We start from the raw sequence: 24,694 nt of genomic DNA, 5'->3' as shown, positions 1-24,694 counted from the left end.
CCATGATGCGGGGCGCCGACTTGGCGCCCTGCGCAGGAGATCACCATGAAAGTTATCTACACCGACAAGCCAGGCCGCGAGCGCGGCGTTTGTTACCGGCTCCTGAGCCAGTTCTTCGGGGTCATCGACGGCGCAACGCATGTTGTGGTCGAAGGCGAGGCGCCTGAGATCGTCGAGGCCTACGAGGCTGCGGGTATCAAGGTTGGCGAGCAAGACGGCCAAGAAGAGGCGGAGACTGACCCGCGCAAGATGAACGTTCCCGAGCTGAAGGAATGGCTCACTGCCAAGGGCATCGAGTTCGACGCCGGCGCGAAAAAGCCCGACCTGCAAGCCCTGATCCCCCAGGAGTGATCATGACTGACTTCATCACTGTCGCTGACGTTGACGAAAAGCTCGGGCAGGGCTGGGCTGGCGCCGGTGATGCGGTCCTTGCCGTGGCCATGGCCAACGCCTGGCTGACGGCCAAGATAAAGCGAACTGTGCCAGACCCGGTGCCGGACGCCATCGTGAGTGCTGGCGCGCAGGTGGCCAAGTTGGCCGCCGCCGGCCAGCTCTACAAGGACACCCAGCGCGAGATCCAGAGCAAGACTGTGTCGGCCCAGGCTGGCACCTCGACCAGTAAGACCTACGTCGCGGGGTCTGTCGATCGCTCGACCGGCGAGAACTTCGCTCTCGACCTCATCGCACCCTGGACCCGCCGCGCCGGCACCGTAATGCTCAAGAGGATCTGACCCATGGGCATGCGCGAAGAACTCCAAGCGGAGCTGGCGGAAGCGTTCGATGATCCAGACGGCCTTGCCGACGCGGTGAAGCCTGTAGCCGGATCTCGCACCCTAAAGGGCGGATATGACCCCGAGATCGGCGGCACTGTCCCGGCCTCGACCATCAATTACGCCGGGCGCGGTGTGTTCGGCAGCTACTTGGCCAAGGAAATTGACGGCTCACGCATCGAGACCCAGGACGTGAAGCTGCTGGTGTTGCAGAACGAATTGTTCGAAGGGCAGGCAGGCGCTGTAACCGATGTCCCAGCGCTGCCCAAGATCGGCGACCAGGTGAGCGGCTACCGCGCACTCAGCGTGTCCCAGGACCCTGCCCAGGCGACTTGGACCATCCAGCTGAGGAAATGACATGCCACGCGGCTCACACATGACCCAGCGCTACGGCGGGCTTCAAGGTGGATTTGCCGAGAGCATCCGCGACTTTGCCGAGAAGGCGAAAGACGCTTTGGATGCCACCTACAAAGACATTGTGATTGAGGTAGGCATTCGGCTCATCATGAGATCTCCCGTTGGGCAGCCTGAAATATGGCAGGTCAACAAGATTGCTCATGCTTACAACATGGAGGTGCTCAGCCATAACAGCCAGCTTCGCAATGATCCTGCGAATCTGACCAAGGCAGGCCGCTTAAAGCCTGGAAAGCGCCTCAATGATGGCATGGACATCAAGGCGCCCGATGGATATGTAGGTGGTCGATTTAGGGGGAATTGGCAGTTTTCAATCGACGCTCCAGCGTACGGCGATCTTGACCGGGTCGACCCCGAAGGCGCTCAAGCAATTGCCGAGCTGCGCGCACAGGTTGAGGCGCTATCCGTAGGGCAAACAGCGTACTTGGTGAACAACTTGCCCTACGCGATTCCATTGGAATATGGACACTCCAGTCAGACCCCGCCAAACGGCATGGTTAGGACGACTGTCGCGGACTTCCGCCGGATTGTGGAAGAGGCTGCCAAGGAGAATCGCGTATGAGCCATGCACTAGCCCGCAAAGCCATTGAAGCCAAGCTAATGGCTTGGGCCTCAGTGAGGCCGATCCGCGTGGCCAACTTCGAAGAGGGGTTCGAGGCCGAGTCTGGCGAGACCTACCTTCGTGCCTTCCAGCTACCGGCGAGCACAACTTGCCGCTACCTAGGCGGCGAGGCCTACGAATACAGCGGCGTCTACCAGGTCAGCATCATCTGCCCGGCAGGCCAGGTCATGGGTACGGCTGAGGCCATCATCGACGAGCTCTCCGGTCTGTTCCGCATCGATACCCCTCTCAGTCGCAACGGCTTCGAGGGCATGGTTGTCGAGCCAGTAGAGCAGGGGCCGACCATTACCGAGCCATCGGTCTACACGGTTCCGGTGAGCTTCACTTACCTCGGGCAGGCGGAGGCGCCATGACACGTCGAATTCCGCTCCCCAACGGCACCACGACCTGGGTAACAGCCAAGGTTGACCAGGTGCAGTTCGGTCTGCCACCTATGAGCGATGCCAGCTGGATCGAGGTAAAGAAGGTCACCACGCCATCTCATTCGGGTGGTGATGAGCGTTTCGCCACCTTTGTTCCTCTGGGCCAGTACGAGGACGTTAGCGTCCCGACTGGGCGCGACCCCATCGATATTGAGCTTCCGGTCGAGGATGCCGATGCTGCGGCCTACCTGACCGCGATCGACAAGGGGCGCGATACCCGCGCCGCACTGGGCTGGCGGTTCACGCTTCCATCCGGCGTTCACATCGCCTGGGCCGGGTACGCCAGTGGCGGCCTTATGCCTCAGATGGAGCGCAACAACCTGATGGTCCGCAACTATCGAATCCGCGTCATCGGATCGCCAAAACGAATCACTTCCTGACGTTTTTCGCCGCAAGGCAACCCAACACGCAGCCTAGGCCCGTACAGCCGAACGATGGATGTTCGTTCATCCGTCCACCCCCGGCCGCGTCTCTTTCAGGCCACAGCTAGGGGGCACCCGAAAGCGCCTTCCCTGGGGCGTTGCTGTGGCCGCTCTATTTCCAGGGCTCATTGCAGGGCATGAACCATGAACAATAATGTCATTCCGTTTCACTACGAAGGACGAGCCGTCCGCTTCAACAGCGATGGCTGGATCAACGCCACTGACGTGGCCAAGCGGTTCGACAAGCGTCCGATCGACTGGCTGAAGCAAGACGAAACCAAGCTGTACCTGGCGGCGCTGGCCGAAGCACTTAATTGTGATCCTGAGTCACTTTTAGAAACTCGCCGTGGCCGCTATCACAGCGGCACCTGGCTGCATCCCAAGCTTGCGGTCGCGTTCGCACGCTGGCTTGACCTCAAGTTTGCTGTCTGGTGCGACCTGCACATCGACGCTCTACTGCGCGGCGAGCTCAACGAGAAGCAGCAGTTTGACCGCGCCTGTCGTGCCCTGGACGATGCCAAGCAAGTTGCCAGTCTGAGCGGTCGAGAGCTGGCTCGCTGGCGTAGCAAAAAGCCAAGCCTGGAGCACCAGGTCGAGTACTGGCGCGATCAGTTGCAAATGACCCTTGGCCTAGACGCTGCTTAGGGCGCCTCACATACCACCCATCACCCGCCATGAGCGGGTTTTCTCGTTCCATAGGAGTAATCCCCATGGCTACACGCATTGCCCTGCCTAATGGCAGCACCGTACAGATCGCTGCCACCTTCGGCGAAGCCAAGCCGATCACCGCCATCACCAACGCCAGCCCGGCCGAAGCTACCTCCGCTGCGCACGGGCTCATCAGTGGGGATTTCGTCCTGCTTGAGGCCGCCTGGGGACGCTTGGATGGTCGAGCTGTTCGCGTCGGGGAAGAAGATACCGATAGCTTCAAGCTCGAAAACATCAGCACTACGGACACCACGTTCTTCCCCGCCAGCAGCAACACCGGCAAGTTCCAGGAAGTGCTGACCATGACGGAGATCACCAAGATCACCGGCGTAACCACCAGTGGCGGCGAGCAGCAGTTTCTGACTGTCGGTTATTTGGCCGAAGACGATGACCGTCAGTACCCGACCAACCGCAACCCGATCAGCATGCAGATGACTGTGGAAGATCAGCCCACTGCGGCCTACGTCCCGGTCGTCGAGCGCTTTACCGACAGCAAGCAGCAGACCGTCATGATCCTGACCCTGCCTAACAAGGACCAGATCGTCTATCCAGGCTTCGTGTCGATCACCGACACCCCAACTCTGGAGCGCAACCAGCTGATGACCCGGACCATCACCTTCTCCCTGTCGGGCCGCCCGATTCGCTACCTGGCCGCCTAAGCGCGGCCCAACCACTTCCCATCGCCTCAAGGACCCTGATTCATGGCCAAGATTTCCATCCTGCAAAACCCTACCTTCAAAGCTGACGTTGAAATCCCCCGCGTTGGGGATAAGCCGGTCAAGGTGCAGTTCGTCTTCAACTACCTGGCTCGAGACAAGCTGGCTGACTTCACCGATGCCGACCTCTCCAGCAACAAGGAAGTCCGTGATCTGCTGGAGAAAGAGCCGACTGTTCGGGAGGTCACCGCGAAAATTCTGGATCACCAGATCGAACAGCTGCAGACCATCATCGCTTCCTGGGGCTTTGAGGAAGAGCTGAACGAGGCGAATCTGCGCGCCCTTGCCGGATCGGCAGCCGCTGTCCCAGAGGCCATCCTGGAAGCCTACCGCGGGGCGTATAAGGTATCCCGCGAGGGAAACTGAGTGAGGTAGTCCAGGCGCTGTATTCCTCTGCACCTGACGCTGAGTCGCTGGCGATCTTCGGCCTCAAGCCCGAAGACTGCCAGCAGACGGTGGAGTTGTGGGACTGCAACGTGCAGTCCTTTGCCGTGTTCGAAGCGATGGGCACTCAGTGGCGGACCGGAATGTCTGGCCCAACCGGCCTGGACTACCAGGTACTACCAATGGTGATGGGGCTGCTCGAAGTAGATCAGGATCAGCATCAGGCCATCTTCGCAGACGTCCGCGTGATGGAGCAGGCGGCGCTCAGGACGATGGCAGATAGCCGGGACGAGTGACGTTGAGCGGCGAAGCGGAGAGCGACATGCAGATAAAACAACACGATCTAGTGATGGCGTTGATTGGCGGGAGGTCGTCCTCGAGCTCGACAGAGGCATTTCTGAGCATCGCTGGATCTGATCTACCAGTCCTGTTTCTGGATCTGTGGGATCGAGAGACAGGACACATCGGGTATGCAGAGCTGCGCCTATGTGGTGACGAACCTAGAACCCTCGGACGCTCTGCAGGGCTGTATAGATTAGCGCGGTTGCACCCGGCAGATTCTCAAGTCCAAGGTCCAATAGCTTCGTTGACAGGTGTTTTATGGCCTCGCCGGGAAGTTCTCGAACAACTTGAAGCAGGGGACGCTTCTCTGCCTCTGGAAGGGCTGAAGCTTCAATCTTCGCGGCGATGAGTTGGCGGAGCGTGTCTTCGTGAAGCTTTACGGTGACGACGCCGAGGATAGCGCTGAGGCCGCCATCATCAGCCAGGAAATCAAGCCCGGCGCTGGTTATCGAGGCAAGATAGGGCTTCTGGATGAGTGCGGAAAGCTCTTTTGAGAATTTCGCACGTATCAGCCCATGCTCCGCAAGGTAGTAAATGTTCTTTGTTGTTGCGTCCGGGTCGTCGCCGATTTCGTAAGGGTTTCCGATCTGCCCCGGATACTTAGCAGCCAGCGCCGTGAGAATTTCGTACTGCAGTGCGCGATCAAGTGACATTTTGCCGCTCCTTGGCGATATTCGGAGGAGCAACGTTACCGTCGCCACCAAATCGCCGCCACTGAGCATTTAGACAGGCTGAATGGGTAGACAGCCCAGGCGACGTGGCGACTTGACAGGGTGTAGTGATACGATACGTTGTCACACATAGCAGCCGCCCCGGAGACCGCGAGCCATGAAAGCTGGGAACATCCCTGCCAAGCCGCACCCCATGGAGATCATGAGCGGAATCATGAGTGGCGAGGCTGCGCGCTCGCTAGAGCTTCTAAGGGCGATTGATGGAACCGTCGAGGCCTTGGTCTATACGCGCCGCAATATGGAAGCGCTATCCGAATCATGCGACAGCCTGATCCGTCGAGCGACAACTGACAGCATGGAAGGCGAACCCCTTGTCGAGGAAGTTATCCCGTCGCTAGCAGCGGTTCAAAGTAGTTCGCGCATGGCTCTTGGCATCATGCAGGCCAAGCGTCTTGGCGCGCGCTCTGCGCCAGAGCTTGGGGCGGATGATGGTGTGGTTGAGGCTTATGAGCAGGTCATCACCTCAATAGCCGGGCTGATTTCCAGAGTAGATACGCTGATGAGCACAATTAACGAAAGGCTGGCTCAGTCCAAATTGAGCCCACTAGAGCGGAAACTGGCAAGGCAGCGCCCATCGTTTCTCGCGCGTGACGTTCTGGACAAAGTCGTGAAAGAGCATACCGCCTACTTTCGCTCCAAGGCTAATGAGAACGACCCGCAGCCATGATTCCAGTAATTGTGAGCAGGAAGCTCACCTTCACTATTGGGTCAACTGCGTCACAACATCTGGCTAATGAGTTTGCTTTGTGGCTGTCCGGAGGCATAGGTCCTGGCGACACGTTCGGAAAGACCTCCCCATTCGTAGCCCCGAAATCCATCGTAGGGATTCTCCAGAAAGTCCATCTGGAGTCGGATGATGCTACGTCTAGATGGAATGCGATGATCGAGCAGGGTGTTAGCGATCCGCAGGCCTTTACCTCAGACAGAGTTCTTGTCTTTGGACGGGCCTGGGATGCGCCCCAGGCTCCCTACCTCCTGGTTACCATTCTTGACCCCGGGCATGAACAAATGCGGGACGCCCCTATGCTTGATGAGGTCGGTTCCTACTTCAATGCCGAGGCCAGGTCATTCTCCCGAGAGCATCCAAGCGCAGAGTGGATTTCTGCAGGGCTGTAATCAGTCATAGCCCAGCCCCGCGCTGGGCTCTTGCTTTCTGGGTTTCGTGCATTTGGGAATCTCAGGCCTGCGCGGGGTTTTGGCGCTTCCTCCCGATGGTGGTAAATTGCCAGCATCTAATTGAGGATGTTGTCATGAAAGGAATTGTTGCGCTGTTTCTGGTTGCTTTGCTTGCTGGCTGTTCTGCCAAGCAGGTTCGGCCTGAGGTGTCGGGAGGCACGCTTTACCGCACCCCCATTGAGGGCGCGACCGCTCAGCTGGTGCTGCCACTGGATTTTCAGAGGAAGGTGATCACCCAAAAGCCTTCTTTTGGAAAAGCTTGGTCGATTTTTGAATTCGAGGTGCATGTCGGCGAGCCACTAAGCAAGGCGATCGCTGCTGATATTCGCTCTCGAGTGCCTGCCGCTCGAATAGGAGACACGCCAGACGGCAAGCCTGCCTCTATCCGAGTCTCGGCAACCAGTGTGGCTCTTGAGTTTGGGGTGGACGACGAAAAGGCGACCGGATTCTGGAGGGCAGGAATTATCGGCCTGGCTACCGATGTTGTCCCGGCGGCAAAAGTGACTGTTCGTGCGACGCTTTCAATTGATGGCGGTCCTGATAAGCAGGTGGATATTGTTGGAGTGGGAGCCATTCCTATGGCCTATGCCCGCCTTGAACAATCCGATATCACCAGAGTGATAGGCCTTGCCGTTGATGATGCTGCAAGCAAGCTAGGCGCTATGGCAGAGGCCGACTACAGAAACAAATGATCCAGCCCGCATCCGTTTTCTGATCCATGACCTGGTCGACAAAGCCCGCTGATGTGGGCTTTGCTGTATCTGGGGTGAGCGAAAAGCCCGGCGCGCGGCCGGGGTTGGGATTCGCTAGTCTTCAAACGAGATGCACATGTGGCCTGGACCGTCCCAGCTAATCGAGTAGCCGGCTGCGACAAGTTCTGCCTCGATAGGGTCAGCAATTTCGTTTGACGCACTGTCCTCATGGGCCATTAAAGGAAAGACGGTCAAATCAACGCCAGTGGATGATGCGCCTTGTCGAATCGCTTCGTTAAGTCGATCAATGACCAGTGCGCGCACTTCTGTTGCGAGGTTTTTCCGCGCTGCTGATGCGATCTCTTTTGCCTTTTTCGCAGGCATTACCTCGCCAACAGGTAGCACGGCCTGAACGCTATTTTCAAGTCGCGCAACAATCTCAGCGTTCAACGAACGCTTGGATTCTTTAGCTACCTGTTCAATCTGCTCACGCAGGTCGGCTGGTAGCCGTAATTTGAATTGGGAGTCTTCTCTGCTCATGGCGCGGATGATGGACCACGGTGGTGTTGACAGCAATGGGACCACCGTGGTTCTATTTGTTTGGGATCACGGTGGTCCCATGAGGATGCAGGTATGCGCACAGACCCACAGATGAAGGTGAGATTGCCAGAGGAGCTTAAGCAATGGGTAGAAACCGAAGCCCAGAGGAACTGTCGCTCGCAGACGGCAGAAGTGGTTTTCGCTCTGCTGGAAGAGAAAAAGCGGCGAGAGCAAGCGGCAGCCTGAAACGAAGAAGCCCCGACGAGGTGAGAGTCGTCAGGGCTTCGGGAAACGAGATCAACTTCGGAGAAGAAATCGTCATGGGCGATAATAGCACAGCTGTATCCAGTGTCATCCCGTTTGACTTCCGTGGGCATAGCGTCCGAGCTGTCACTATCAATGGGGATCCATGGTTCGTAGCAACCGACGTTTGCCGCGTGCTGGATGTGACGAACACCACCCAGGCCATGCAGGCTCTGGATGAAGACGAACGGTCTATGTTCAACATAGGTCGTCAGGGCCAGGCCAACGTCATCAATGAATCCGGCCTCTATACCCTGATTCTTCGCTGCCGCGATGCAGTGAAAAAGGGCAGCAAGCCACACGCCTTCCGCAAGTGGGTGACTGCCGAGGTCCTGCCAGCCATTCGCAAGCATGGCCGCTATGAGGATCGCGACAACAAGATGTCCACCCTCGTCGATGATGTGATCGGCGTCAGCGGCACCAACCTGATTAACGGGGTCATCAGCCAGAAGGTTGCAATCCTTCCTGTCGGCGTCCAGCGCCAAGCCAGGCACAAGCTTCACGCTATTTTGCACACTCGCTTCAACGTTCCGCGCACTGAACTGATTCCTGCTGGCAAGTTGGACGTGGCTTGCGAGTACCTGGCGGCGTACGCACTTGAAGGCGAGTACCTGCCGAAGCAGGAAGGCATTCAAATCGCCGGAAGCCCGCGCTCTCGCTATCTGGTCAGCTTCGATCACAGGGGTGAGCAGCAAGTTCGGGAGATTCCTGGCGATGCTTGCGTGATGACGTGCAGCGAGATGCTTCGCGCGCTTGTCACGCCTAGCGGGCTAATAGCGACCACCGAAGAGCTATTCGACTTTGTGGCTGCCGCCACGGTACTGCTCAGGCGGCGGTCGCAGATACAGGCTGGGAGGGCTGCAGCATGAGCGCGCTGATGATCGCAGGCATCGAGATTCACCAAGACCATGATGGCCGGTTCAGCCTCAACGACTTCCACCGGGCCGCCGGCGGCGAGCCTCGGCACAAGCCAAGCGAATGGATGCGGGTTGGTCAGGCCCAGGAGCTTGCCGACGAAATTGCCAAAGCGGGAATTCCCGCTTTGAGGGTGGTGCGTGGTGGTAGCTCGCCGGGAACCTACGCATGCAAGGAGCTGGTCTACGCCTATGCCATGTGGGTCAGCCCGACATTCAGCCTGCACGTAATTCGGACTTTCGACTCGGCGGCAGCGAACGACGCAGTTATCCCGCAGGAACGGCGTCTGCCCGTGGCAGCCGACAACTTCGATGCTGCCAAGCGCATCGCCGAGAGCCTGGGGCTTGAAGGTAACCAAGCAATCCTGAGCGCGAACAGCATGGTCCGTTCCGCTATCGGCATCGACCTGATGGAAATGGCCGGCGTGAAGCGCTTGGTCAACGAAACCCAGGAGATGAACTACACGCCGACCGAGCTTGGCGCGAAGTTCGGCATGACTGCTGCCAGCATGAACAAGCTGCTCGCGCAATGCGGGCTGCAGCACCATGTGACCTACAAACCAGGCAAGAAACGCTGGGAGGTCACGCCGGAAGGCAAGGAGTTCGCCGTCATCACCGACACTGGCAAGAAGCACAGCGACGGCAAGCCGATTCAACAGATCCTCTGGAAGGAGTCGGTGGCTAAGCCGCTGAAGCGCTTGGCCGAGAAGCTGCAGGCTGAAATGCCCGAGGTCGTCGCGCGCGGCCTGTCGAGGTAACCGCTCAATCAAAGCCGAACCCCGCCTGTGCGGGGTTTTGGTGTTGGCGCGCTGTAGTGGTAGATTTCACCCAATCAATCCATGGATGAGTGAAATGCATAGATTTATCTACCTACTCGCTTTAGCTGCGGCCGTCATTGGGTTTCTCGATGTGATCGATGCGCCTGACGGGTCGCGCGCGCAAATGGAAGCAGGGTTTCTATTTTTGTCGGTTCCAGTTCTTCTGCTGGCAGGCTTTGTAGTTGGACGGGTTTCGCTGAAAAAATGCCCGTCATGTAAAGAGCGCGTAAAAAAAGATGCGAACATCTGCAAACACTGCCGCTCACCCTTGGGAGAGATGTAAATGAAGCGTCTAGCTTGCGTCGCGCTGATGCTTTTGGCCGCTCCTGCCTACCCTGAAGAGAGCTTCGTGACAACGCTAGAGGGGGCTGCCGCAGCTTGCTCAATCACCAGCTCTGGCGAAGCTACGGAGGCATTTTTGGTTGGGAGAGATCACGGCACTAGCAGCTCCGCCTACAAGGCCGCAATCGCGAAGGCCTTCAAAAAGGCGAAGTCGTGTGTCGACCAAGAAAAACCGAAAATGAGGCCAGAGCTGAAGCAGGCCCTGGGAAAAAATCCTGAATTGAAGCCCGCGATTATCGAGGCCTATGCCAAATGGATAGGCTACATGGACTGGCTCAGCACTCCGCGCGACTGGCTTGAAGAAAGCCAGGAAAAAACATCCTATGAGCAATCCATCAACAAGCTGAAAGCTGAGATAGATGCGCTGTAGAGAAAAACCTAAAAACAAGCCCGCCTAGTGCGGGTTTTTTATTGCCCGGAGAAAAAGCATGACCAACTTTGCCCAGCTTGGCATCGAGGTGAATTCGGAGTCGGCTGCTCAAGCTGCTGACGACCTGGATAAGCTGGTTGACTCCGGCAAATCGGCCGAAGACTCTGCCAGGCGAGTTGGTGCAGCCTGGGAAAAGGCGGTCGCTGGCATCTCCAGTGACACCGGCCAGATCGTCCAGGAGCTGAAACTCCTCAACTCTCGACAGGACTCTACTGCGCAGTTGATGGCAAAGCTGGCCCAGTCTGTCACCGATGCCTCCAAGGCCTTCACGACTGCTTCGGTCGGCGCCCAAACAATGGCTGCCGCAGAAGTGAAAGTCGGGGAGTCAGCCGAGCAGGCGAAGTCCCGGTTACTGGCTCTCGCCACCGCCGCTGTGGACTCAGCAAAGTCGCAAGAAACGATGAGTCGCGCCTACGAGGCGACCGCTGGTAGCGCAGCTGCTGCGATGCGTGCGCAGCTTGACCAGACTGCAGCCCAAAATCGATCTGCTCGCATGGCTGCCACCGCAGCGGCTGAGCAAGAAAAGCTGGCGGCGGCGGAGCGCAAAGCGACCGGCGCTACTTCTGATCAGGCCAAAGAGCTTGAGAAACTCCTGGGCACCATCGATCCAGCCATTGCGGCATTCGCTCGTCTGGAAAAACAACAGGAGGACTTGGCCAAGTTCAGGAAAAGCGGCCTGCTTCCAGAGGATGATTTCCGGGAGTACAGCGCAAAGCTGGATGCGGCGCGCAGCTCCCTTGGAGGATTTAGCGATGACCTTGGCAAGACCGGGGTCAGCGCCAAGCAGACGGCTGCCGCAATGCGCATGCTGCCGGCCCAATTCAGCGACATTTTTGTCAGCCTGCAGGGCGGCCAGGCCCCGCTGACGGTGTTCTTGCAGCAGGGATCTCAGATCAAGGATTCGTTCGGTGGCATCGGTGCAGCCGCAAAGGCTATGGGGGGCTACATCCTTGGCTTGGTGAACCCGTTCACCGTCGCGGCTGCAGCTGTGGGCGTGCTTGGATACGCCTATTACAAGGGCAGCGAGGAGGCCGTCGAATTCCAGAAGGCGCTGATCACGACCGGCAATGCCGCCGGAACTACGTCTGACCGCCTATCCGGGATGGCGCGCGAGGTTGCGGCCACTGTTGGCACCACCGGCGCCGCGGCAGAGGTGCTCACCCAACTGGCTGGTAGTGGGAAGGTCGCTTCTGACAGCTTCGTAGAGATCACAGAGGCTGCTTTGGAGTGGCGCTCGGTCACCGGCAAGGCGGTCGAGGAGACCGTAGACGAGTTCGTGAAGATCGGCAAAGACCCGGTGGCGGCGGCCAAGGATCTCAATGAGCAGTACAACTTCCTAACTGCCTCAACTTACTCGCAGATCGTAGCCCTCAAGGAGCAGGGTGACACCATCGGGGCAGCCAAGCTACTGACCGATACCTACGCGGACACCATCAAGGAGCGTTCAGGTCAAATCACGGAAAATCTTGGGCTGATTGAGAAGGCCTGGAAAGGAATCAAGGCCGCAGCGGCTGGAGCGCTCGACGCAACGTACAGCGTTGGCAGAGAAGTTACTCTTGCGCAGCAAATCGAGGCGCTTGAGCGAAAGCTGGCGGACCCGCAATCCTACAGCGCCATTCCGATAATCGGAGATGACAATCCGAACCTGATGGAGCGCGGTAGTACCCGCGAGGAGGACGAAGACCGGCTACGCACCCTGCAGCTCTACCGTAAGGAGCAGGAGGGCATTGCGAAGTCCAAGGCGGATGAGGCGCGCAGTCAGCAGGCAGCGATCATCGCGACGGACAAAGTAGACGCGCTCGAAAAATCTGCATGGACGAACGCTGAGAAGCGCGCAGAAAAACTCAAGGAATACCGAAAGTCGCTCGACGCCATCAGGCTGAAGAATCCCGACGATGAGCGCCTGAACCCCGAACGTATCGCCAGGGTAGAGGCCGATATCGCCAAGCAGTTCAAGGATCCTGCCGGGCGGACGCCGCCTGTCGACCTCTCCACCTTCAACGAAGCCGAAAACGCGCTGAAGTCCCTGGTCTCGAACTACCAGAACTCAATGCGCGTGCTGGATGCCTCGCTGAAGGCTGGCGTGATCACCCAGCAGGACTACGCCCAGCAGAAGTCGGCCTTGATCGACAAGGAGCGCACTGATGTAGAGGAGGGCTACAAGTCCCAAATCACGGCATTGCAGGCACTTGCTGACAAGTCCAGCACTACTGGCGCTCAGCGCATCCAGATCGATCAGCGCATAGCCGATACGCGCCAGAAGATGACGCAGGCCTTGCAGAAGCTGGATGCAGACCAGCAGGTGCTGAGCTTGCAGTCTCAGGAGCGGATGGCTAAGGAAACGGCGGCCATTGAAGCCTACGGCCAGGCGCTGGACGACAACCTGAAGCGTACCCAGGATTCTCTGGATCTTCAGCTTGCTGGGTTCGTCCTGGGCGAGCGCGCCCGGCAGCAGCTTCAGGAAATGCTCAAAATCCGCCAGGACTATGAGAAGGATCTCGAAAAGCTGGAGCGCGATCACCGGCTCAAGCGCATCAGCGACAATGAGTACGCGGGTGAAAAGGCTGAGCTTGAGAAGTGGCTTGCCCAGCGTCTTCAGCTTCAGGAGCAGTATTACAAGGAAGAGGATACCCTTCGCGGCGACTGGCAGAACGGTGTCTCCCGCGCCTACAACAGCTACATCGAGGAGACCAAGGACATTGCCGGGCAGACGGAGAATCTGTTCTCCAATGCGCTTGGCGGCATCGAGGACGCCTTCGTCAACCTCGCCACCACTGGCAAGCTGTCGTTCAAGTCGCTGTCGGACTCGATCGTTGCCGATCTGGCTCGTATCGCAACCAAGGCCTACATCACAGTGCCGCTGCTCAGCGCACTGGGCCTTGGAGGGTCCACTCCAGGGGGCGGCAGTGGCGTAAGCTCGATGCTTGGTGGCGGTGGTAGCGGAAGCGGGCTGGGAGATCTGTTCAGCTGGGGCTCCAAAGCTTACAACGTGGCCACCTCGGGCTTTGGCAGTGCTGTAGCCGCTGGCTGGAGTGCTGGTGAGGGCTTCCTCAGCGGCATGCAGGGCGCTATCAGCGGTGGTTACAACTACATCAGCAATGGCCTGAGCGGTCTTTTCTCAGGCGCAGGGGCCGTTCAAGGTGGCGCCGGAGTCATGCTCGACGGTGCTGGAAACATCGTGAATATGAACCCCGGCACAAGCGCCTTGGGGGGCACCCTGGCTGGGATTGGCGGGGCGCTCTATGGCTATGGCCAGTCCGGTCTAAAGGGGGCCGCTACCGGCGCGGCTGGCGGTGTTGGCGGTTATTACGCCGGCGCTGCTTTAGGCTCGCTCGCTGGCCCAATCGGCACCGCCATCGGTGGGATTGTTGGGTCTGCACTTGGCGGCATGCTTGGCGGCTCGATCTTCGGCGGCGACTGGGTGACCAAGGACATGGGGCTCTCCCTTGCCGTCAACGATGGCGACTTCTATGGTCGGCAGTACGAGTACCAGAAGAAGAAAGGCGGCCTGTTCAGCTCGAACAAGAAGCGCACCCGCTATTCGGCGCTCGACCCGGAAATGCAGGCGGCCCTGGATGCCACCTATGCCGCCACCGAGGGCTCGGTCCTCGATCTGTTCGACCGTTTGAATGTCGAGCTGAACGACGGCGTGCTGGACGGCTTGAACATCGGCGCGCAAAAGATCAGCACCAAGGACAAGACGGCTGAGGAGATCCAGGAGGAGATCACCAAGTGGTTTGGCGGTGTGGCTGACTCGATGGTTTCTGCCGTCGATGCAGCGACCGCTGCCGGCCTTGGCGGCTACAACTTCGAGGGCCTCACCGCGTTCGTGCAGAACCTGGAGGGCGTCAACGAGGTTATCCGCTACCTGAACACCGACATGTACGACGTTTCTGTGGCGGGCGGCAAGCTAGCCGAGCAGTTGTCGGCCATTGCCGGCGGCTTCGATGCGCTGAAGGCGAACGCTGCGACGTATTACGGCGCCTTCATCGGCGAGTCGGAGCGCATGGACGATACGCTCGATGCTGTGACTCGGGCGTTTGAGGCGGCGAATCAGACGCTTCCTGAGGCCAGAGATGGCTTCCGGGCCATGGTCGAATCTATCGACAAGACCACCACTGACGGGATGGCGATGTTCGCCACGCTGATGGCGCTGTCTGGCCAGGCCGCGACGTACTACGACATTCTGGAGCAGCGCGCTGAGGCAGATAGACAGGCCGCTGGTGCGAGCGTGAATGCCGCTTTCGCTGCCGTACAGCGGGCCGTGGCAGCTCAACAGAAAGCCATCAACAAGTCGCTGACGGATGCCAACAGCCGTATCGGCGATCTGACTGGCATCAGCAACGCACTGAATACCGCGCTCAAGCAGTTGCGCGGTACCGGTGACGACGCTGTGCGCATGATGCGCAACCAAGCCCAGGCCACGCTGACTTCGGCGCTGGCAATTGCCCGTGCCGGCGGCTCTCTGGCCGGTTTCTCTGGGCTGACTGATGCGCTGGACGTGCTCGGATCGAACAACACTGATCTGTACGGCTCGCTTGAGGAGTTCAACCGAGACCAGGGTCGCACCGCGAACCAGGTCGCTGAGCTGAACAAGCTCAACGGCAAGCAGCTGACAGCGGCGGAGAAAAACGCAGAGGCCATGCAGGCCCAGCTGGATGCATTGGACGCTCAGCTGGAGTTCGCGCAGCAGCAGATCGACGCGATCAATGGGGTGGACAGCTCGGTGAAATCGGTGGCCGAAGCGGTCAAGGCCATGAACGCCACTGTTGTGGCCAGCCTGCAAACCCAGAAGCCCGGCGCAGCAATGGCCAACACGCCGCAGAACAACGCCACCATCGTCGACACCATCTACCAGCGAGTGCTTGGTCGCGGGACGAAGGGTGACGAGGCGGGCGCCGCGTTTTGGGCGAATGCGCTGCAAACGGGCACAGCGACCTATCAGGATATCGCCGCGTCGATCGCCAAGGGCGCCTTGGGCAATAGTGCTGAATCGTCTGCCACCAAGCAGACGGCGCTGGACTACCTCAATAAGAACGGCCTCCCAGCTTATGCAACGGGCGGTTTGATCTCGGGGCCAGGCACCGGAACAAGCGACAGCGTGCTCATTCGCGCATCCAACGGCGAATACATGATGAACGCCAGAGCGGTGCGGATGTTCGGTACCGATCTGCTCGACCAGATGAATGCCGGGCGCCTGCCTGCGTTCGCCCAGGGTGGGCCGGTGCTGGATATCCCGAGTCCAGTCCAGGCCTTCGGTTCGAGCCGAGCAGGCGTGATGGGCGGCGGCAGTGACAACGGAGCGCTACTGGCCAAGTTCGATCAGCTGCTCGAAGCAAACAAGTCGCAACGCTTCCAGATCGCCAAATACGCCCAGCAGGTCGCTCAGCTGCTTCAGAAGTGGGATGTCGAAGGCGCGCCAAAAGAAAGGGATTACGCATGAGAGTGATCAAACCGATTGTGATCGGCGAAGCCCAGTTGGTCAGCAGCAATGTGCCGGAAACGGATTATCCGGCCTGGGCTGCAGCGACGGCCTACACCAAGGGGCAGCGGGTGATTCTTGCCCATGTCGTCTACGAGGCTCTGGTCGACGTGCCTGCTGGAGTGAAGCCGGGGGATGAGGTGGTCACCGCCGAGGCCCCAGCCAAGTGGCTTGAGGTTGGAGCCACAAACCGCTGGCGAATGTTCGACAACAAGGTCGAGTCGTTGACCACCAATCCTGGGTCGGTCGAGGTCACGATCCGCCCGGGTGCGGTAGTCAACTCGCTGGCCTTGTTCAACCTCAAGGGCCGGTCGGTCACCGTCTCGATGGTCGACCCGCTCGAGGGCGAGGTGTACCGGAAGGAAGTCAGCCTCATCGATGCCGGGGTGACCAATTGGTACGACTGGTTCTTCGAGCCGATCGGTGTACGCACCGACCTGGTTGTGCTCGACATGCCGGCGTATGGGTCGGCTGACATCGTGGTGACGGTAGAGGCTGCCGACGAAGCCGCCGTGGGGCACATGGTCATCGGTGCGGTGAAAACCATCGGTGTGGCGCTCTACGGCAGTTCTGTCGGGATCACCGATTACAGCCGCAAAACCACCGACGACTTCGGCAATGCCACCGTGATTCAGCGTTCGTATTCCAACCGCGCCGAGTTCGACGTGTCGCTCGAAACCTCCGAGGTGGCGCGCGTGCGCCGGCTACTGGCCGAGCTGCGGGCCACGCCCGTGGTCTGGATCGGCGAGGAAAGCTACGAGGCCACCATCCTGTTCGGCTTCTACAAGGACTTCCAGATCGTGTTTTCCGGACCGACCGTGTCCGACTGTTCCATTACTGTTGAAGGGGTTATTTGATGGCTCTCCCACCTGTTATTCCCGATTTGCCGCCCGCCCCCTCTCGCAGCGACGGGCCGGCAGACTTCACGCCGAAGGCGGATGCGCTGGTAGGGGCATTGCAGCCCATGGTCACCGCCCAGAACGGGCAAGCCGAATGGATGAACGAAACGGCCCAGCAAGTCCACGCCGACGCGATCTATGCTGGCCAGGCTGCTGACCGGGCTGAAGCCGTGGACACCAACGTCGGCGCGCAAGTCGCTGCGGCCCAGGCGGCGGCCAACAACGCAGCTGCATCGGCGGCAGCAGCTGAATCCGCCCCTGGCTCTATTGGCAACCTTGCGCTTATCCACTCCATGACCATCGGCATGATTCGAGGCTTCTAAATGAATACGTTCAACGCACCCTTTGCTCAGAAGTTTGCGAGCAGTAACGCCATTGTCACGGCGGCCCTGGCAAGTATCGGCACATCAGCCCCCACCGGGGCGGTTTTGCTTGCCACAGGTGGCGCCAATGGCTCCATTGTGTTCGCCGTTTCGGCCATGCCAAGAGCCACCGTGACCGCGTCGTCGCTGGCCTTGTTCAGGGTCAAGTCTGCGACCCCTACCGTCTTCAACTTGATCGCATCGGCTTTGATGCCGGCGTATACCCTGGCGGCCACCACTGAAATTCCAAGCACGGCATTCAGCAAGGTCAGCCCCACAACACCAATCCTCCTGGAACCAGGCGAAATGCTCTACGCGGCCTCTCAAGTGGCGCTGGCGGCCGGTATCGTCTTCGACGCATCGAGGGCCGACCTGTGATTGGGAATCCACTGGGTAATGTGTTGGGGAATCCGCTGGGCAATCCGCTGGGACTGTCCCGTTCGGACGGAGACGATAGTCATCTTCTTCAAGACCCTACTATTGTCGATTTCAATAGCACGTCAGCGCTGGTGGGCGAGTATGAGATTCCGAAGGGCTTTAAGTATATTCGAGTGTCGGCAGTTGGCGCAGGTGGTGGTGGGTCGAGCTCTACCGGTGGCGCAGGCGGAGGGTTCGCGCAGACGAAAATATTTAAAGTGAGACCAGGAATGACTGTGAAGTACTCAACCGCCCCTCGAACCGCTGCGGCAGCGACCGGAGCTACAACTACTGCTTATGTCCTAGATTACGCTTTGCAGGCAACAGGCGGTGGATCTGCGGCAGCGGTAGGAGTTGGATCTGGTGGCGATTATAACTTCTCAGGCGGCGCTGGTGGTGGGACTCCCGGAGGCGGTGGCGGCGCCGGTGGCCCCCGTGGAAATGGCGGCGCTGGGGCGACAGGGACAAACGCAGACGGGCAAGGCAGTTACACGGGCGGAGGAGGAGGCGGTACAGCTTCCACGGGCGGGAGCATTTCTGGAGGAGGGGGTGTCGGCGCCCAGGGTGGCACCGCCCAAGTCGGTGTAGGAGGAGGCTCGCAAACAGGCTGGGGGGCGGCTGGCTCAGGGGTGATCGGCGGAAACTGGGGAGGAGGCGGCGGTTTCAATGGAACAGGCGGCGCTGGCGGAGTGAGGATTGAGCTATGGTAAAAATCAAAAACAGCCTGGCCACCCGCGAGCCAATCCCCGCCTTCCTCATCGGCCTCACATCAGAATCCCTCGCAGACCTGTCGTGGACTGACCCCAACCTCGGCGTCCAGGACTGCGCCTGGTGGCCGGAAGAAAGCGGCGACGGCGAGCTGGCTTCCGGCATGAAGTGGGGCGCCGAGACGCTGACTCCAGACCTTGAGCGCAAGGTGGTCATCGTCACGCATGAACAGGTGCCGCTGAGCGACGAGGAGAAGGCCGCAATCGCAGAAGCCTGGGCGCAGCGCATCGCAGATCGCCGCTTCCAGGCCGAGACCGGCGGCACTGTCGTCGAGGGGCTCTCGGTCAACACCGAGCGCGACAGCCAGTCGCTGCTGACCGGCGCTGCGTTCGCCGCCTCGCTCGATCCCGAGTACCGCATCAAGTGGAAGACGGCGTCAGGCTTCGTCGAGCTGACGGGCGAGCAGGTCATCGCGCTGGCCTCGGCGGTGCGTGCCCATGTGCAGGCTTGCTTTGACCGTGAGGCCGATCTGCTCGCCGCCGTGGCGGATGGTTCCATCACTGGTGAAATGCTGGAAGAGGGATGGCCAACATGAGCCAATTCCTGACCACGCTGAAAACGGAGCAGATCGGCAAGTGGTCGCACGTCCTGCTGGCTGATCTGGTGCTGGAGGATGACGCCGGGACGATCACCGTGCCGGCCGGATTCACCACCGACTTTGCCAGTATCAAGGTGCTGCACAACGCCTTCCTGTTCGTGCTCTTCGCCCTGGTGTCGGGATACGGCAATTACGCGGCGACGGTGCATGACTGGCTGTACACCACAGGCCAGATGGCGCGCAAGGAGGCCGACGCTGTTCTGTATCGCGCGCTGCGTGCCGAAGGCGTTGCACGATGGCGTGCCTGGCTGATGTGGGCCGGGGTAAGACTCGGCGGTGGCAAACACTACACAACCCCGACCCGATCGGGGTTTTCTTCGTCTGGCCCCTGAAACGACGAAGCCCCGGTGGTTCGCAATCACCGGGGCCTCTATTTTCTCCAGCGCCCTTTATCGCATGGAGAACGTGATCGGAATGTTAGCCCACCGACCGCCGCCTGGCGGTTTTTTTGTCTGGAGAAAACCAATGCCATTGGATCAAGACATCCGCGAGGGCCTGTCCCTGCTGCCGCCGCAGATGGGCACGCGCCCGGCGCGCATCCTGCTGCACGCCTTCAACCTGCAGGAGAACCCTACGCGCTTGGAGCAGCAGGTGGGAGGCCCGGCGCGCGGTGATTACCAGTTTGAGCGCGGCGGCGGGGTGAAGGGTGTCATGACGCACCCGGCGTCCAAGCGTCTGGCCGAGGAGGTATGCCGCGCCCGCGGCGTGGCCTTCGATGCCGAGTCGATCTATCAGGCGATCGGCCGCGACCCTATCCTGGCCGCTGCACTGGCGCGCCTGCTGATCTGGACCGACCCTAAGCCGCTGCCCGGCGCCGGCGATGAGCAGGCCGCATGGGATCTGTACCTGCGCGTGTGGCGCCCTGGTGCGTACGCCCGGCAGCCCGAAGAACTGCGCGCGAAGTTCAAGCGCAACTACTCGGCTGCGCTCAAGGCTGTCCTGGCATGACATGGCTCCGAGTGGTGCCGGCCTGGTGCTGGTGGCTGGCCGCGCTGGCGGTCGTGGCTGGAGGCCAGGAAATTCGCGTGGGAGCGGGGAAAACTGACGCTGCGACTGCTCGCAGTGAGGCCGCGACGGCGCGTAACGACCTGGCCGACTACCGCCTGGAGGTGTCCGAGCGCGACCGCCGCGCCGCCGCCCAGGCCAGGACCGAAGAACAGCGCCGCCAAGCCCTGGCGGACGAGGAGGGTGAGAGTGCACGAAAAAAACTGGAACTGGCCCAAGGCCGCGCCGCTGCTGCTGAGTCTGCTGCTGGCGGGCTGCGGGGTGAAATCGCCCGACTGCGCGCCGGCCGAGCATCAACCTGCGACACCATCACTGCCCAGCAGCGCCAGGCAGGAGCCTCTGCCGTCGTGGTGCTCGGGGGATTGTTTGAAGAGTCTGACCGAATGGCGGGAGACCTCGCGGAAGCGCTTGAGCGAAGCCGAATAGCTGGGCTGGCCTGCGAGTCGATCTATAATGGCCTATCAGCGAAACGGAGAGACAGAAGTGAGTGATCGTTACGGTAGGGCGCAGCCTGGAGAGTTCTTGCCCGGCATCATCATGCCGCCAGAGATCCATGGCCTGCTGCGCAAGCGGGTGACGGAGATCGAGGTGAGCGATACGGCGGTCAACTGCCTGATCGCCCAGGCTCGCGCCGAAAGCCTGGTCGAGGCTCTGGAGATTCTCAAGGCTGTCGATCGCCTGGCCGTCGAGCGGCTGTACGTGATGATCGAGAACATGGCCCTGGCGCGACTGGCCGAGCTCGGTGGGTAGCTATATAAATGAAGGGGAGCGGTTGGCGGTGCGCCGTGATGGGCAGCCGGGGCTGCGTGAGAAATGCGTGACTCTCGAGGATGCTCACGGACACCTATGGACGGTCGGTTGCAGCGAGCGCGCCGAAAAGTGCTGTGATATCATGCCGTTAGCTGGCTTGGCATGCATGGGGTGCAAGGGGTCGAGTGTTCGAATCACTCCGTCCCGACCAAAAAACCTCAAGAAATCCAGTCACTTAGCGGTGACTGGATTTTTTTATGCCTGGTGGTTTTCGAGGGCTTCTGATTTTTGCCCCACCGGTGTTTTTTGCGTTGGTCACTACCCGTGAGGAGGATCGGTGGAGGGCTATGTGTGAGCTGAGCCGGCAGGGAGTTCCTGCCTGGCGAGCGATTAAAAGGATTGCAATGGCAGGAATAAGCGACGGCTATCCGAGCCAAGCGGCAATAACCTGCATTGCTCGTAGAATCCCCTAACTTGGTCGTCGATGTCATCGACGGCCAGTGCGTAGATTGCGATCTGATTGCTGACGGCCAGCGTACGCGTGATGGCATCGGCTAGCAGCAGTTCGCCAATACCACGACCCAAGGTAGAAGACGGAGCTGTCCTGGTTTTTACACAGCAACGCCAGAATTGAACGTTTTTTGAACTGCTAAAAAGCAGCTCTCCCAGAGGCCGACTGTTTTCAACAGAATCGGCCAGAAGCGGTCAACGCCTAACCATTAAGCTAACGGAGTGAGCGAACTTGTTAGGGGATTTATTAAAAATTGCATTTGGTTTATTTTATAAGTTCAAAATTCCACTCTTTCCAAGCTGACCATCCTCTTCAAGGATTCCCCTAATATCGGGATCCTTAAGAATAGAATGAATGGCGCTGCTAAACTCGCGCTTAGTGGCTAGATGCATGCAAACTGCATCTTCAATAAAATCAGCTTGCCATATTGTATAGTTTGTTGGCTCAGAATCTTCTGCCGAAGTAGTCGCTACGGCCGCGCTGCTGATTTTACAGGTCGGCAATATATGCCCACTGAGACGAAAAACGCGCATATAGGGCCGCATAAACAGCGCCAGAAATTGCACCAGCCCATGGAATGGTTCTGTGCGCCTCTGCAAAAAGCTGCTCGAGTGAAAATTCAAGAACAGCATATTCTCTAGTATGTGATTTTAGGCCTATAGTCAGTAGGTAGAGATATACGGTAACAAACGCAGATCTATATAGAACAGCCCTTCCTCCGTTGGGCGTAAATTTAAAGATCAATTTCCCAGTGAGTATGTTGATCATGTATGCAACCCTCCAAAACTCTAACGCTTGATTAAGGGGCCGGCTTTAACCGGCCCCGAGTGAGCGAAGCGAACGACTTGAACCGTTTGTTAGGCCTTGGTTGCGTCTAGTGGGTTAAACACCTTTGCACTGACACTGGAAAAATCTTGTAGTTCCGGGAGTGAAATTTTCTTCTCATTTTTAAGTGAAACAATTAATTCTCGGTGAAATATCTCGCCATCAGCCTTTTCATAAAACTCAAAGAATAGTGGGTTGTGCGCAATAAGATTTCTGACTCTGGCCAGCTCCCTGGCTGTATTTGGTTTTTCGGAAAGTCGTGCGAATTCTTCACCGGAGTGGCTCTCCAGTAACTCCAAGATTAGATCAATGCGCTGTGTTAGTTTGAAAATTTTCGTCGAGCGCTTAATGCGGTCTTTGGGTATCTTTTTAAGGCATGCCATTGTGACATGCTCAATTTAGCCAAAAGCAACAAATGCTTGGCCTATAGGTAACGCCCACTCGCCATTTAAGTCCGTTATTTTAGCCACAAAACTTCCCTCTTAGGCCTAACGCTTTGGTTAAGGGGCGGGCTTTAGCCCGTCCCAGTGAGCAAGGCGAACGGTTTGAACCAGTTGTTAGAAATTTACAGGCCGATGATTTTTAGTAGCACAGCGCCAATTACTGCTGTTATTACAGGAGCCAAATACAGTTGATGAAGCTGCGAAAATATACTGCTTGATGGTATTTCAGTCGTGCGCTCAATTTCTTCACGACTGCGTGTGCCAGCCCCTTTAATTGATTCTTCTATTAATTGATTCTCGATTTTTTCGTTAATTTCCGCTAGGCGAGACGCAAGCTTTGCGCCGGACGCATAAAAAGCAAAGCCGACAAATGTAAGTAAGTAAACAGCTATGAAATAGAGGTTGTGCGGCTCAGATAGAACCATATGATTGGGGGTCGGCGATTTTTCCCAGAACAAACTAAGATACTGTGTGTTCTGATACATCCAATTTATAAGCTCTTTAAGTGGGCGGGCAATCATGCCGCCTAACTGCGTTCCGTCATCTAGACGGAAATACAACGTTTTCAGGAAAGAGATCCCAGTAGAGATTATTGACGGAGCGATGATTGCTGCTCCTAGCATACGTTTCCGGATTGATTTTTTTCTTGCGTCCTTGAAGTTCAAACTTGTACTCCTAATAAATTGCTGGCGGTTGGTTAAGGGGCGGGCTTTAGCTCGTCCCAGTGAGCGGAGCGAATGATTGTAACCACTAGTTAGGTGTGCTCGGTTGAAGGTTGGTGAAAGGGGCTCCATAACATCAAAGCGCTCCACCTTTGAATGTGTCTGGTGGCCGTGGATTAAACAAAGCATTTCGCATTTAGATGTCTACGGAGACATGCTCACCAGTGGCTACATAGTGATAAAGTTGTAAGACTAAGAGCTGGGCTCCAACAGAATTTAACACGGACTCTAGTGTCGCGTTAGCAAAATATTCATGGCGTTGATGCTTTAGTTTGTTGTAGCTCTTGCTCCACCAATCGGGCCTTTCCTCTTCCGTCCAGTCCTTCCAAGGCTGGAGAATTAACTGATGACGAGGAATGGCAACCTCGCACTGAGGTAGGTATTCTGCCTCAACGGCTAAGAAGTCGTTACAATGTTTTGGAGCTGTGGGCATTGAGATACCTAACTATAAGTAGACGACGTAAGAGGGGTAATATTTTACGCCACTTGTGTCTGATAACGTTCCTTGTCCATGGGCAACTCCTTTAGTATCCCTGTAGTGGTCAACTAATCTCGGATACTGCGTTAAGTTTTTCCTCAGCAACAGCGGGCGCCAGCCCGCTGTTGAACTGATGCGGTCGCTGCCAGTTGTAGCGTTGCATCAAAAAGCAACCGATATCCTGCTGTGCCAGCGAAGCGCTCATGTAGCCCGTGGCCGGTACCCATTCTGTTTTCAGGCTACGAAACAGCCGCTCCATTGGGGCATTATCGTGACAGTTTCCTCGTCGGCTCATGCTCTGCTTGAAGCGATAACGCCACAGGCGCTGACGGAAGCTACGACTGCCATATTGACTGCCTTGGTCCGAATGAAATAGCACGTTCTGAGGGCGGCCGCGCTTTTCATAGGCCATGTCCAAAACCTTGGGCACCAGCTCAGCATCGGGCTTCGTTGAAAACGCCCAGCCTACTACTCGGCGTGCGAATAGGTCGATCACGGCCGTCACATAATGCCAGCGACCTTGCGCCCAGACATACGTGATATCTCCGCACCAGACTTCATTCGGCGCCGCCACCGTGAACGCTCGATCCAGCACGTTCGGGATGTCTGGCCGCTCCACCGTCGCTTTTTTGTAGGCGTGTTAGCCGGGTTGTTTGCTAATCAGCTTCATGGTGCCTGTAGGGTCTAG

At 58.2% G+C, this 24,694-nt stretch carries 30 protein-coding genes and 1 pseudogene; 26 read left to right on the top strand and 5 right to left on the bottom strand.

The genetic code is table 11. The features are described 5' to 3' along the window. The first annotated feature begins 45 nt into the window (after positions 1 to 45). The 10 genes from QMX96_RS04525 (at position 46) to QMX96_RS04480 (ending at position 4,754) form a co-directional block, all read left to right on the top strand. Positions 46 to 351 carry a HeH/LEM domain-containing protein gene (locus QMX96_RS04525; protein WP_210015040.1) on the top strand — a complete coding sequence of 102 codons (306 nt, stop codon included), beginning with the start codon at positions 46 to 48 and terminating at the stop codon, positions 349 to 351. Positions 352 to 353: 2 nt separating this feature from the next. Beyond that, positions 354 to 731: a hypothetical protein gene (locus QMX96_RS04520; RefSeq protein WP_282361253.1), complete on the top strand. Its 378-nt coding sequence runs from the start codon at positions 354 to 356 to the stop codon at positions 729 to 731. A 3-nt stretch (positions 732 to 734) separates the two neighbouring features. Further along, on the top strand, positions 735 to 1,127 hold the full coding sequence (locus QMX96_RS04515) for a hypothetical protein (RefSeq protein WP_282361252.1): 393 nt from the start codon (positions 735 to 737) through the stop codon (positions 1,125 to 1,127). 19 nt (positions 1,128 to 1,146) lie between these two features. Further along, positions 1,147 to 1,746, top strand: coding sequence for a hypothetical protein (locus QMX96_RS04510; protein ID WP_282361251.1), 600 nt, complete (start codon positions 1,147 to 1,149; stop codon positions 1,744 to 1,746). Next, a complete protein-coding gene (locus tag QMX96_RS04505; RefSeq protein WP_282361250.1) occupies positions 1,743 to 2,159 on the top strand; it encodes a phage tail terminator-like protein in 417 nt (138 codons plus the stop codon). The genes QMX96_RS04510 and QMX96_RS04505 overlap by 4 nt, the downstream gene beginning before the upstream one ends. After that, the gene (locus QMX96_RS04500; protein WP_282361249.1) at positions 2,156 to 2,608 is read left to right on the top strand and encodes a phage tail tube protein; all 453 of its coding nucleotides are present in this window, start codon (positions 2,156 to 2,158) and stop codon (positions 2,606 to 2,608) included. Before QMX96_RS04505 ends, QMX96_RS04500 begins: the two co-directional genes overlap by 4 nt. Before the next feature lie 186 nt (positions 2,609 to 2,794). Then, positions 2,795 to 3,295: a KilA-N domain-containing protein gene (locus tag QMX96_RS04495; RefSeq protein WP_282361248.1), complete on the top strand. Its 501-nt coding sequence runs from the start codon at positions 2,795 to 2,797 to the stop codon at positions 3,293 to 3,295. Between the two features lie 65 nt (positions 3,296 to 3,360). Next, entirely contained in the window at positions 3,361 to 4,017 is a 657-nt protein-coding gene (locus tag QMX96_RS04490; RefSeq protein WP_282361247.1) for a phage tail protein, read from the top strand. Between the two features lie 42 nt (positions 4,018 to 4,059). Continuing rightward, positions 4,060 to 4,440, top strand: coding sequence for a phage tail assembly chaperone (locus tag QMX96_RS04485; protein ID WP_282361246.1), 381 nt, complete (start codon positions 4,060 to 4,062; stop codon positions 4,438 to 4,440). A 17-nt stretch (positions 4,441 to 4,457) separates the two neighbouring features. Continuing rightward, on the top strand, positions 4,458 to 4,754 hold the full coding sequence (locus QMX96_RS04480) for a DUF1799 domain-containing protein (protein ID WP_349016779.1): 297 nt from the start codon (positions 4,458 to 4,460) through the stop codon (positions 4,752 to 4,754). Between the two features lie 204 nt (positions 4,755 to 4,958). Here the strand turns inward: QMX96_RS04480 and QMX96_RS04475 are convergent, their stop codons facing one another. Beyond that, a complete protein-coding gene (locus QMX96_RS04475) occupies positions 4,959 to 5,453 on the bottom strand; it encodes a hypothetical protein (RefSeq protein WP_282361245.1) in 495 nt (164 codons plus the stop codon). A 175-nt stretch (positions 5,454 to 5,628) separates the two neighbouring features. On the opposite strand from QMX96_RS04475, the gene QMX96_RS04470 reads away from it, so the two are divergent. Next, a complete protein-coding gene (locus QMX96_RS04470) occupies positions 5,629 to 6,198 on the top strand; it encodes a hypothetical protein (RefSeq protein WP_282361244.1) in 570 nt (189 codons plus the stop codon). A gap of 583 nt (positions 6,199 to 6,781) precedes the next feature. Next, entirely contained in the window at positions 6,782 to 7,399 is a 618-nt protein-coding gene (locus QMX96_RS04465; RefSeq protein ID WP_282361243.1) for a hypothetical protein, read from the top strand. 114 nt (positions 7,400 to 7,513) lie between these two features. On the opposite strand, the gene QMX96_RS04460 is transcribed toward QMX96_RS04465, so the two are convergent. Then, entirely contained in the window at positions 7,514 to 7,939 is a 426-nt protein-coding gene (locus tag QMX96_RS04460) for an Arc family DNA-binding protein (RefSeq protein ID WP_282361242.1), read from the bottom strand. Between the two features lie 93 nt (positions 7,940 to 8,032). On the opposite strand from QMX96_RS04460, the gene QMX96_RS26940 reads away from it, so the two are divergent. From QMX96_RS26940 to QMX96_RS04395, 14 genes are all read left to right on the top strand, one after another. Further along, positions 8,033 to 8,185 (top strand): Arc family DNA-binding protein, encoded by a 153-nt coding sequence (locus QMX96_RS26940; RefSeq protein WP_349016778.1) that lies wholly within the window; start codon positions 8,033 to 8,035, stop codon positions 8,183 to 8,185. 74 nt (positions 8,186 to 8,259) lie between these two features. After that, complete coding sequence (locus QMX96_RS04455; protein ID WP_349016777.1) at positions 8,260 to 9,111, top strand: Bro-N domain-containing protein; 852 nt, start codon at positions 8,260 to 8,262, stop codon at positions 9,109 to 9,111. Further along, a complete protein-coding gene (locus QMX96_RS04450) occupies positions 9,108 to 9,914 on the top strand; it encodes a KilA-N domain-containing protein (RefSeq protein WP_282361240.1) in 807 nt (268 codons plus the stop codon). The genes QMX96_RS04455 and QMX96_RS04450 overlap by 4 nt, the downstream gene beginning before the upstream one ends. Positions 9,915 to 10,008: 94 nt before the next feature. After that, a complete protein-coding gene (locus tag QMX96_RS04445; RefSeq protein WP_282361239.1) occupies positions 10,009 to 10,257 on the top strand; it encodes a zinc ribbon domain-containing protein in 249 nt (82 codons plus the stop codon). Beyond that, positions 10,258 to 10,686 (top strand): hypothetical protein, encoded by a 429-nt coding sequence (locus QMX96_RS04440; protein ID WP_282361238.1) that lies wholly within the window; start codon positions 10,258 to 10,260, stop codon positions 10,684 to 10,686. A gap of 58 nt (positions 10,687 to 10,744) precedes the next feature. Next, entirely contained in the window at positions 10,745 to 16,189 is a 5,445-nt protein-coding gene (locus QMX96_RS04435; RefSeq protein ID WP_282361237.1) for a phage tail tape measure protein, read from the top strand. Then, positions 16,186 to 17,085 (top strand): hypothetical protein, encoded by a 900-nt coding sequence (locus tag QMX96_RS04430; RefSeq protein ID WP_282361236.1) that lies wholly within the window; start codon positions 16,186 to 16,188, stop codon positions 17,083 to 17,085. The genes QMX96_RS04435 and QMX96_RS04430 overlap by 4 nt, the downstream gene beginning before the upstream one ends. Beyond that, positions 17,085 to 17,450, top strand: a complete 366-nt coding sequence (locus QMX96_RS04425) for a hypothetical protein (RefSeq protein WP_282361235.1) — start codon at positions 17,085 to 17,087, stop codon at positions 17,448 to 17,450. The genes QMX96_RS04430 and QMX96_RS04425 overlap by 1 nt, the downstream gene beginning before the upstream one ends. Further along, on the top strand, positions 17,451 to 17,867 hold the full coding sequence (locus tag QMX96_RS04420; protein WP_282361234.1) for a hypothetical protein: 417 nt from the start codon (positions 17,451 to 17,453) through the stop codon (positions 17,865 to 17,867). It begins immediately after the preceding gene. 742 nt (positions 17,868 to 18,609) lie between these two features. Further along, entirely contained in the window at positions 18,610 to 19,209 is a 600-nt protein-coding gene (locus QMX96_RS04415; RefSeq protein ID WP_282361233.1) for a DUF4376 domain-containing protein, read from the top strand. Continuing rightward, positions 19,206 to 19,604: a DUF1353 domain-containing protein gene (locus QMX96_RS04410; protein WP_282361232.1), complete on the top strand. Its 399-nt coding sequence runs from the start codon at positions 19,206 to 19,208 to the stop codon at positions 19,602 to 19,604. The genes QMX96_RS04415 and QMX96_RS04410 overlap by 4 nt, the downstream gene beginning before the upstream one ends. A 133-nt stretch (positions 19,605 to 19,737) precedes the next feature. Continuing rightward, positions 19,738 to 20,220 (top strand): hypothetical protein, encoded by a 483-nt coding sequence (locus QMX96_RS04405; RefSeq protein WP_282361231.1) that lies wholly within the window; start codon positions 19,738 to 19,740, stop codon positions 20,218 to 20,220. After that, a complete protein-coding gene (locus QMX96_RS04400; RefSeq protein ID WP_282361230.1) occupies positions 20,217 to 20,768 on the top strand; it encodes a DUF2514 family protein in 552 nt (183 codons plus the stop codon). The genes QMX96_RS04405 and QMX96_RS04400 overlap by 4 nt, the downstream gene beginning before the upstream one ends. Continuing rightward, positions 20,761 to 21,027, top strand: coding sequence for a hypothetical protein (locus QMX96_RS04395; protein ID WP_282361229.1), 267 nt, complete (start codon positions 20,761 to 20,763; stop codon positions 21,025 to 21,027). Before QMX96_RS04400 ends, QMX96_RS04395 begins: the two co-directional genes overlap by 8 nt. 1,368 nt (positions 21,028 to 22,395) lie before the next feature. Here the strand turns inward: QMX96_RS04395 and QMX96_RS04390 are convergent. The 3 genes and pseudogenes from QMX96_RS04390 to QMX96_RS04380 all read right to left on the bottom strand — a co-directional run. Then, a complete protein-coding gene (locus tag QMX96_RS04390) occupies positions 22,396 to 22,662 on the bottom strand; it encodes a hypothetical protein (protein ID WP_282361228.1) in 267 nt (88 codons plus the stop codon). Between the two features lie 266 nt (positions 22,663 to 22,928). Continuing rightward, entirely contained in the window at positions 22,929 to 23,471 is a 543-nt protein-coding gene (locus tag QMX96_RS04385) for a YniB family protein (RefSeq protein WP_282361227.1), read from the bottom strand. A 599-nt stretch (positions 23,472 to 24,070) separates the two neighbouring features. Next, positions 24,071 to 24,670 (bottom strand): annotated as a pseudogene (locus tag QMX96_RS04380) (IS3 family transposase); the annotation flags it as partial. Positions 24,671 to 24,694 lie beyond the last annotated feature (24 nt).

This window comes from Pseudomonas sp. PS01300 (genome assembly GCF_029960155.1).
Classification (GTDB): Bacteria; Pseudomonadota; Gammaproteobacteria; order Pseudomonadales; family Pseudomonadaceae; genus Aquipseudomonas; species Aquipseudomonas palmensis.
The sequence above is the reverse complement of the archived record's forward strand: the minus strand, read 5'-3'. Positions and strand labels throughout refer to the sequence as shown.

Coding starts and splice junctions, on each gene's coding strand:
- QMX96_RS04525 (WP_210015040.1), top strand. CDS start 46: ATGAAAGTTATCTACACCGACAAGCCAGGCCGCGAGCGCGGCGTTTGT.
- QMX96_RS04520 (WP_282361253.1), top strand. CDS start 354: ATGACTGACTTCATCACTGTCGCTGACGTTGACGAAAAGCTCGGGCAG.
- QMX96_RS04515 (WP_282361252.1), top strand. CDS start 735: ATGGGCATGCGCGAAGAACTCCAAGCGGAGCTGGCGGAAGCGTTCGAT.
- QMX96_RS04510 (WP_282361251.1), top strand. CDS start 1,147: ATGACCCAGCGCTACGGCGGGCTTCAAGGTGGATTTGCCGAGAGCATC.
- QMX96_RS04505 (WP_282361250.1), top strand. CDS start 1,743: ATGAGCCATGCACTAGCCCGCAAAGCCATTGAAGCCAAGCTAATGGCT.
- QMX96_RS04500 (WP_282361249.1), top strand. CDS start 2,156: ATGACACGTCGAATTCCGCTCCCCAACGGCACCACGACCTGGGTAACA.
- QMX96_RS04495 (WP_282361248.1), top strand. CDS start 2,795: ATGAACAATAATGTCATTCCGTTTCACTACGAAGGACGAGCCGTCCGC.
- QMX96_RS04490 (WP_282361247.1), top strand. CDS start 3,361: ATGGCTACACGCATTGCCCTGCCTAATGGCAGCACCGTACAGATCGCT.
- QMX96_RS04485 (WP_282361246.1), top strand. CDS start 4,060: ATGGCCAAGATTTCCATCCTGCAAAACCCTACCTTCAAAGCTGACGTT.
- QMX96_RS04475 (WP_282361245.1), bottom strand. CDS start 5,453: ATGTCACTTGATCGCGCACTGCAGTACGAAATTCTCACGGCGCTGGCT.
- QMX96_RS04470 (WP_282361244.1), top strand. CDS start 5,629: ATGAAAGCTGGGAACATCCCTGCCAAGCCGCACCCCATGGAGATCATG.
- QMX96_RS04465 (WP_282361243.1), top strand. CDS start 6,782: ATGAAAGGAATTGTTGCGCTGTTTCTGGTTGCTTTGCTTGCTGGCTGT.
- QMX96_RS04460 (WP_282361242.1), bottom strand. CDS start 7,939: ATGAGCAGAGAAGACTCCCAATTCAAATTACGGCTACCAGCCGACCTG.
- QMX96_RS26940 (WP_349016778.1), top strand. CDS start 8,033: ATGCGCACAGACCCACAGATGAAGGTGAGATTGCCAGAGGAGCTTAAG.
- QMX96_RS04455 (WP_349016777.1), top strand. CDS start 8,260: ATGGGCGATAATAGCACAGCTGTATCCAGTGTCATCCCGTTTGACTTC.
- QMX96_RS04450 (WP_282361240.1), top strand. CDS start 9,108: ATGAGCGCGCTGATGATCGCAGGCATCGAGATTCACCAAGACCATGAT.
- QMX96_RS04445 (WP_282361239.1), top strand. CDS start 10,009: ATGCATAGATTTATCTACCTACTCGCTTTAGCTGCGGCCGTCATTGGG.
- QMX96_RS04440 (WP_282361238.1), top strand. CDS start 10,258: ATGAAGCGTCTAGCTTGCGTCGCGCTGATGCTTTTGGCCGCTCCTGCC.
- QMX96_RS04435 (WP_282361237.1), top strand. CDS start 10,745: ATGACCAACTTTGCCCAGCTTGGCATCGAGGTGAATTCGGAGTCGGCT.
- QMX96_RS04430 (WP_282361236.1), top strand. CDS start 16,186: ATGAGAGTGATCAAACCGATTGTGATCGGCGAAGCCCAGTTGGTCAGC.
- QMX96_RS04425 (WP_282361235.1), top strand. CDS start 17,085: ATGGCTCTCCCACCTGTTATTCCCGATTTGCCGCCCGCCCCCTCTCGC.
- QMX96_RS04420 (WP_282361234.1), top strand. CDS start 17,451: ATGAATACGTTCAACGCACCCTTTGCTCAGAAGTTTGCGAGCAGTAAC.
- QMX96_RS04415 (WP_282361233.1), top strand. CDS start 18,610: ATGGTAAAAATCAAAAACAGCCTGGCCACCCGCGAGCCAATCCCCGCC.
- QMX96_RS04410 (WP_282361232.1), top strand. CDS start 19,206: ATGAGCCAATTCCTGACCACGCTGAAAACGGAGCAGATCGGCAAGTGG.
- QMX96_RS04405 (WP_282361231.1), top strand. CDS start 19,738: ATGCCATTGGATCAAGACATCCGCGAGGGCCTGTCCCTGCTGCCGCCG.
- QMX96_RS04400 (WP_282361230.1), top strand. CDS start 20,217: ATGACATGGCTCCGAGTGGTGCCGGCCTGGTGCTGGTGGCTGGCCGCG.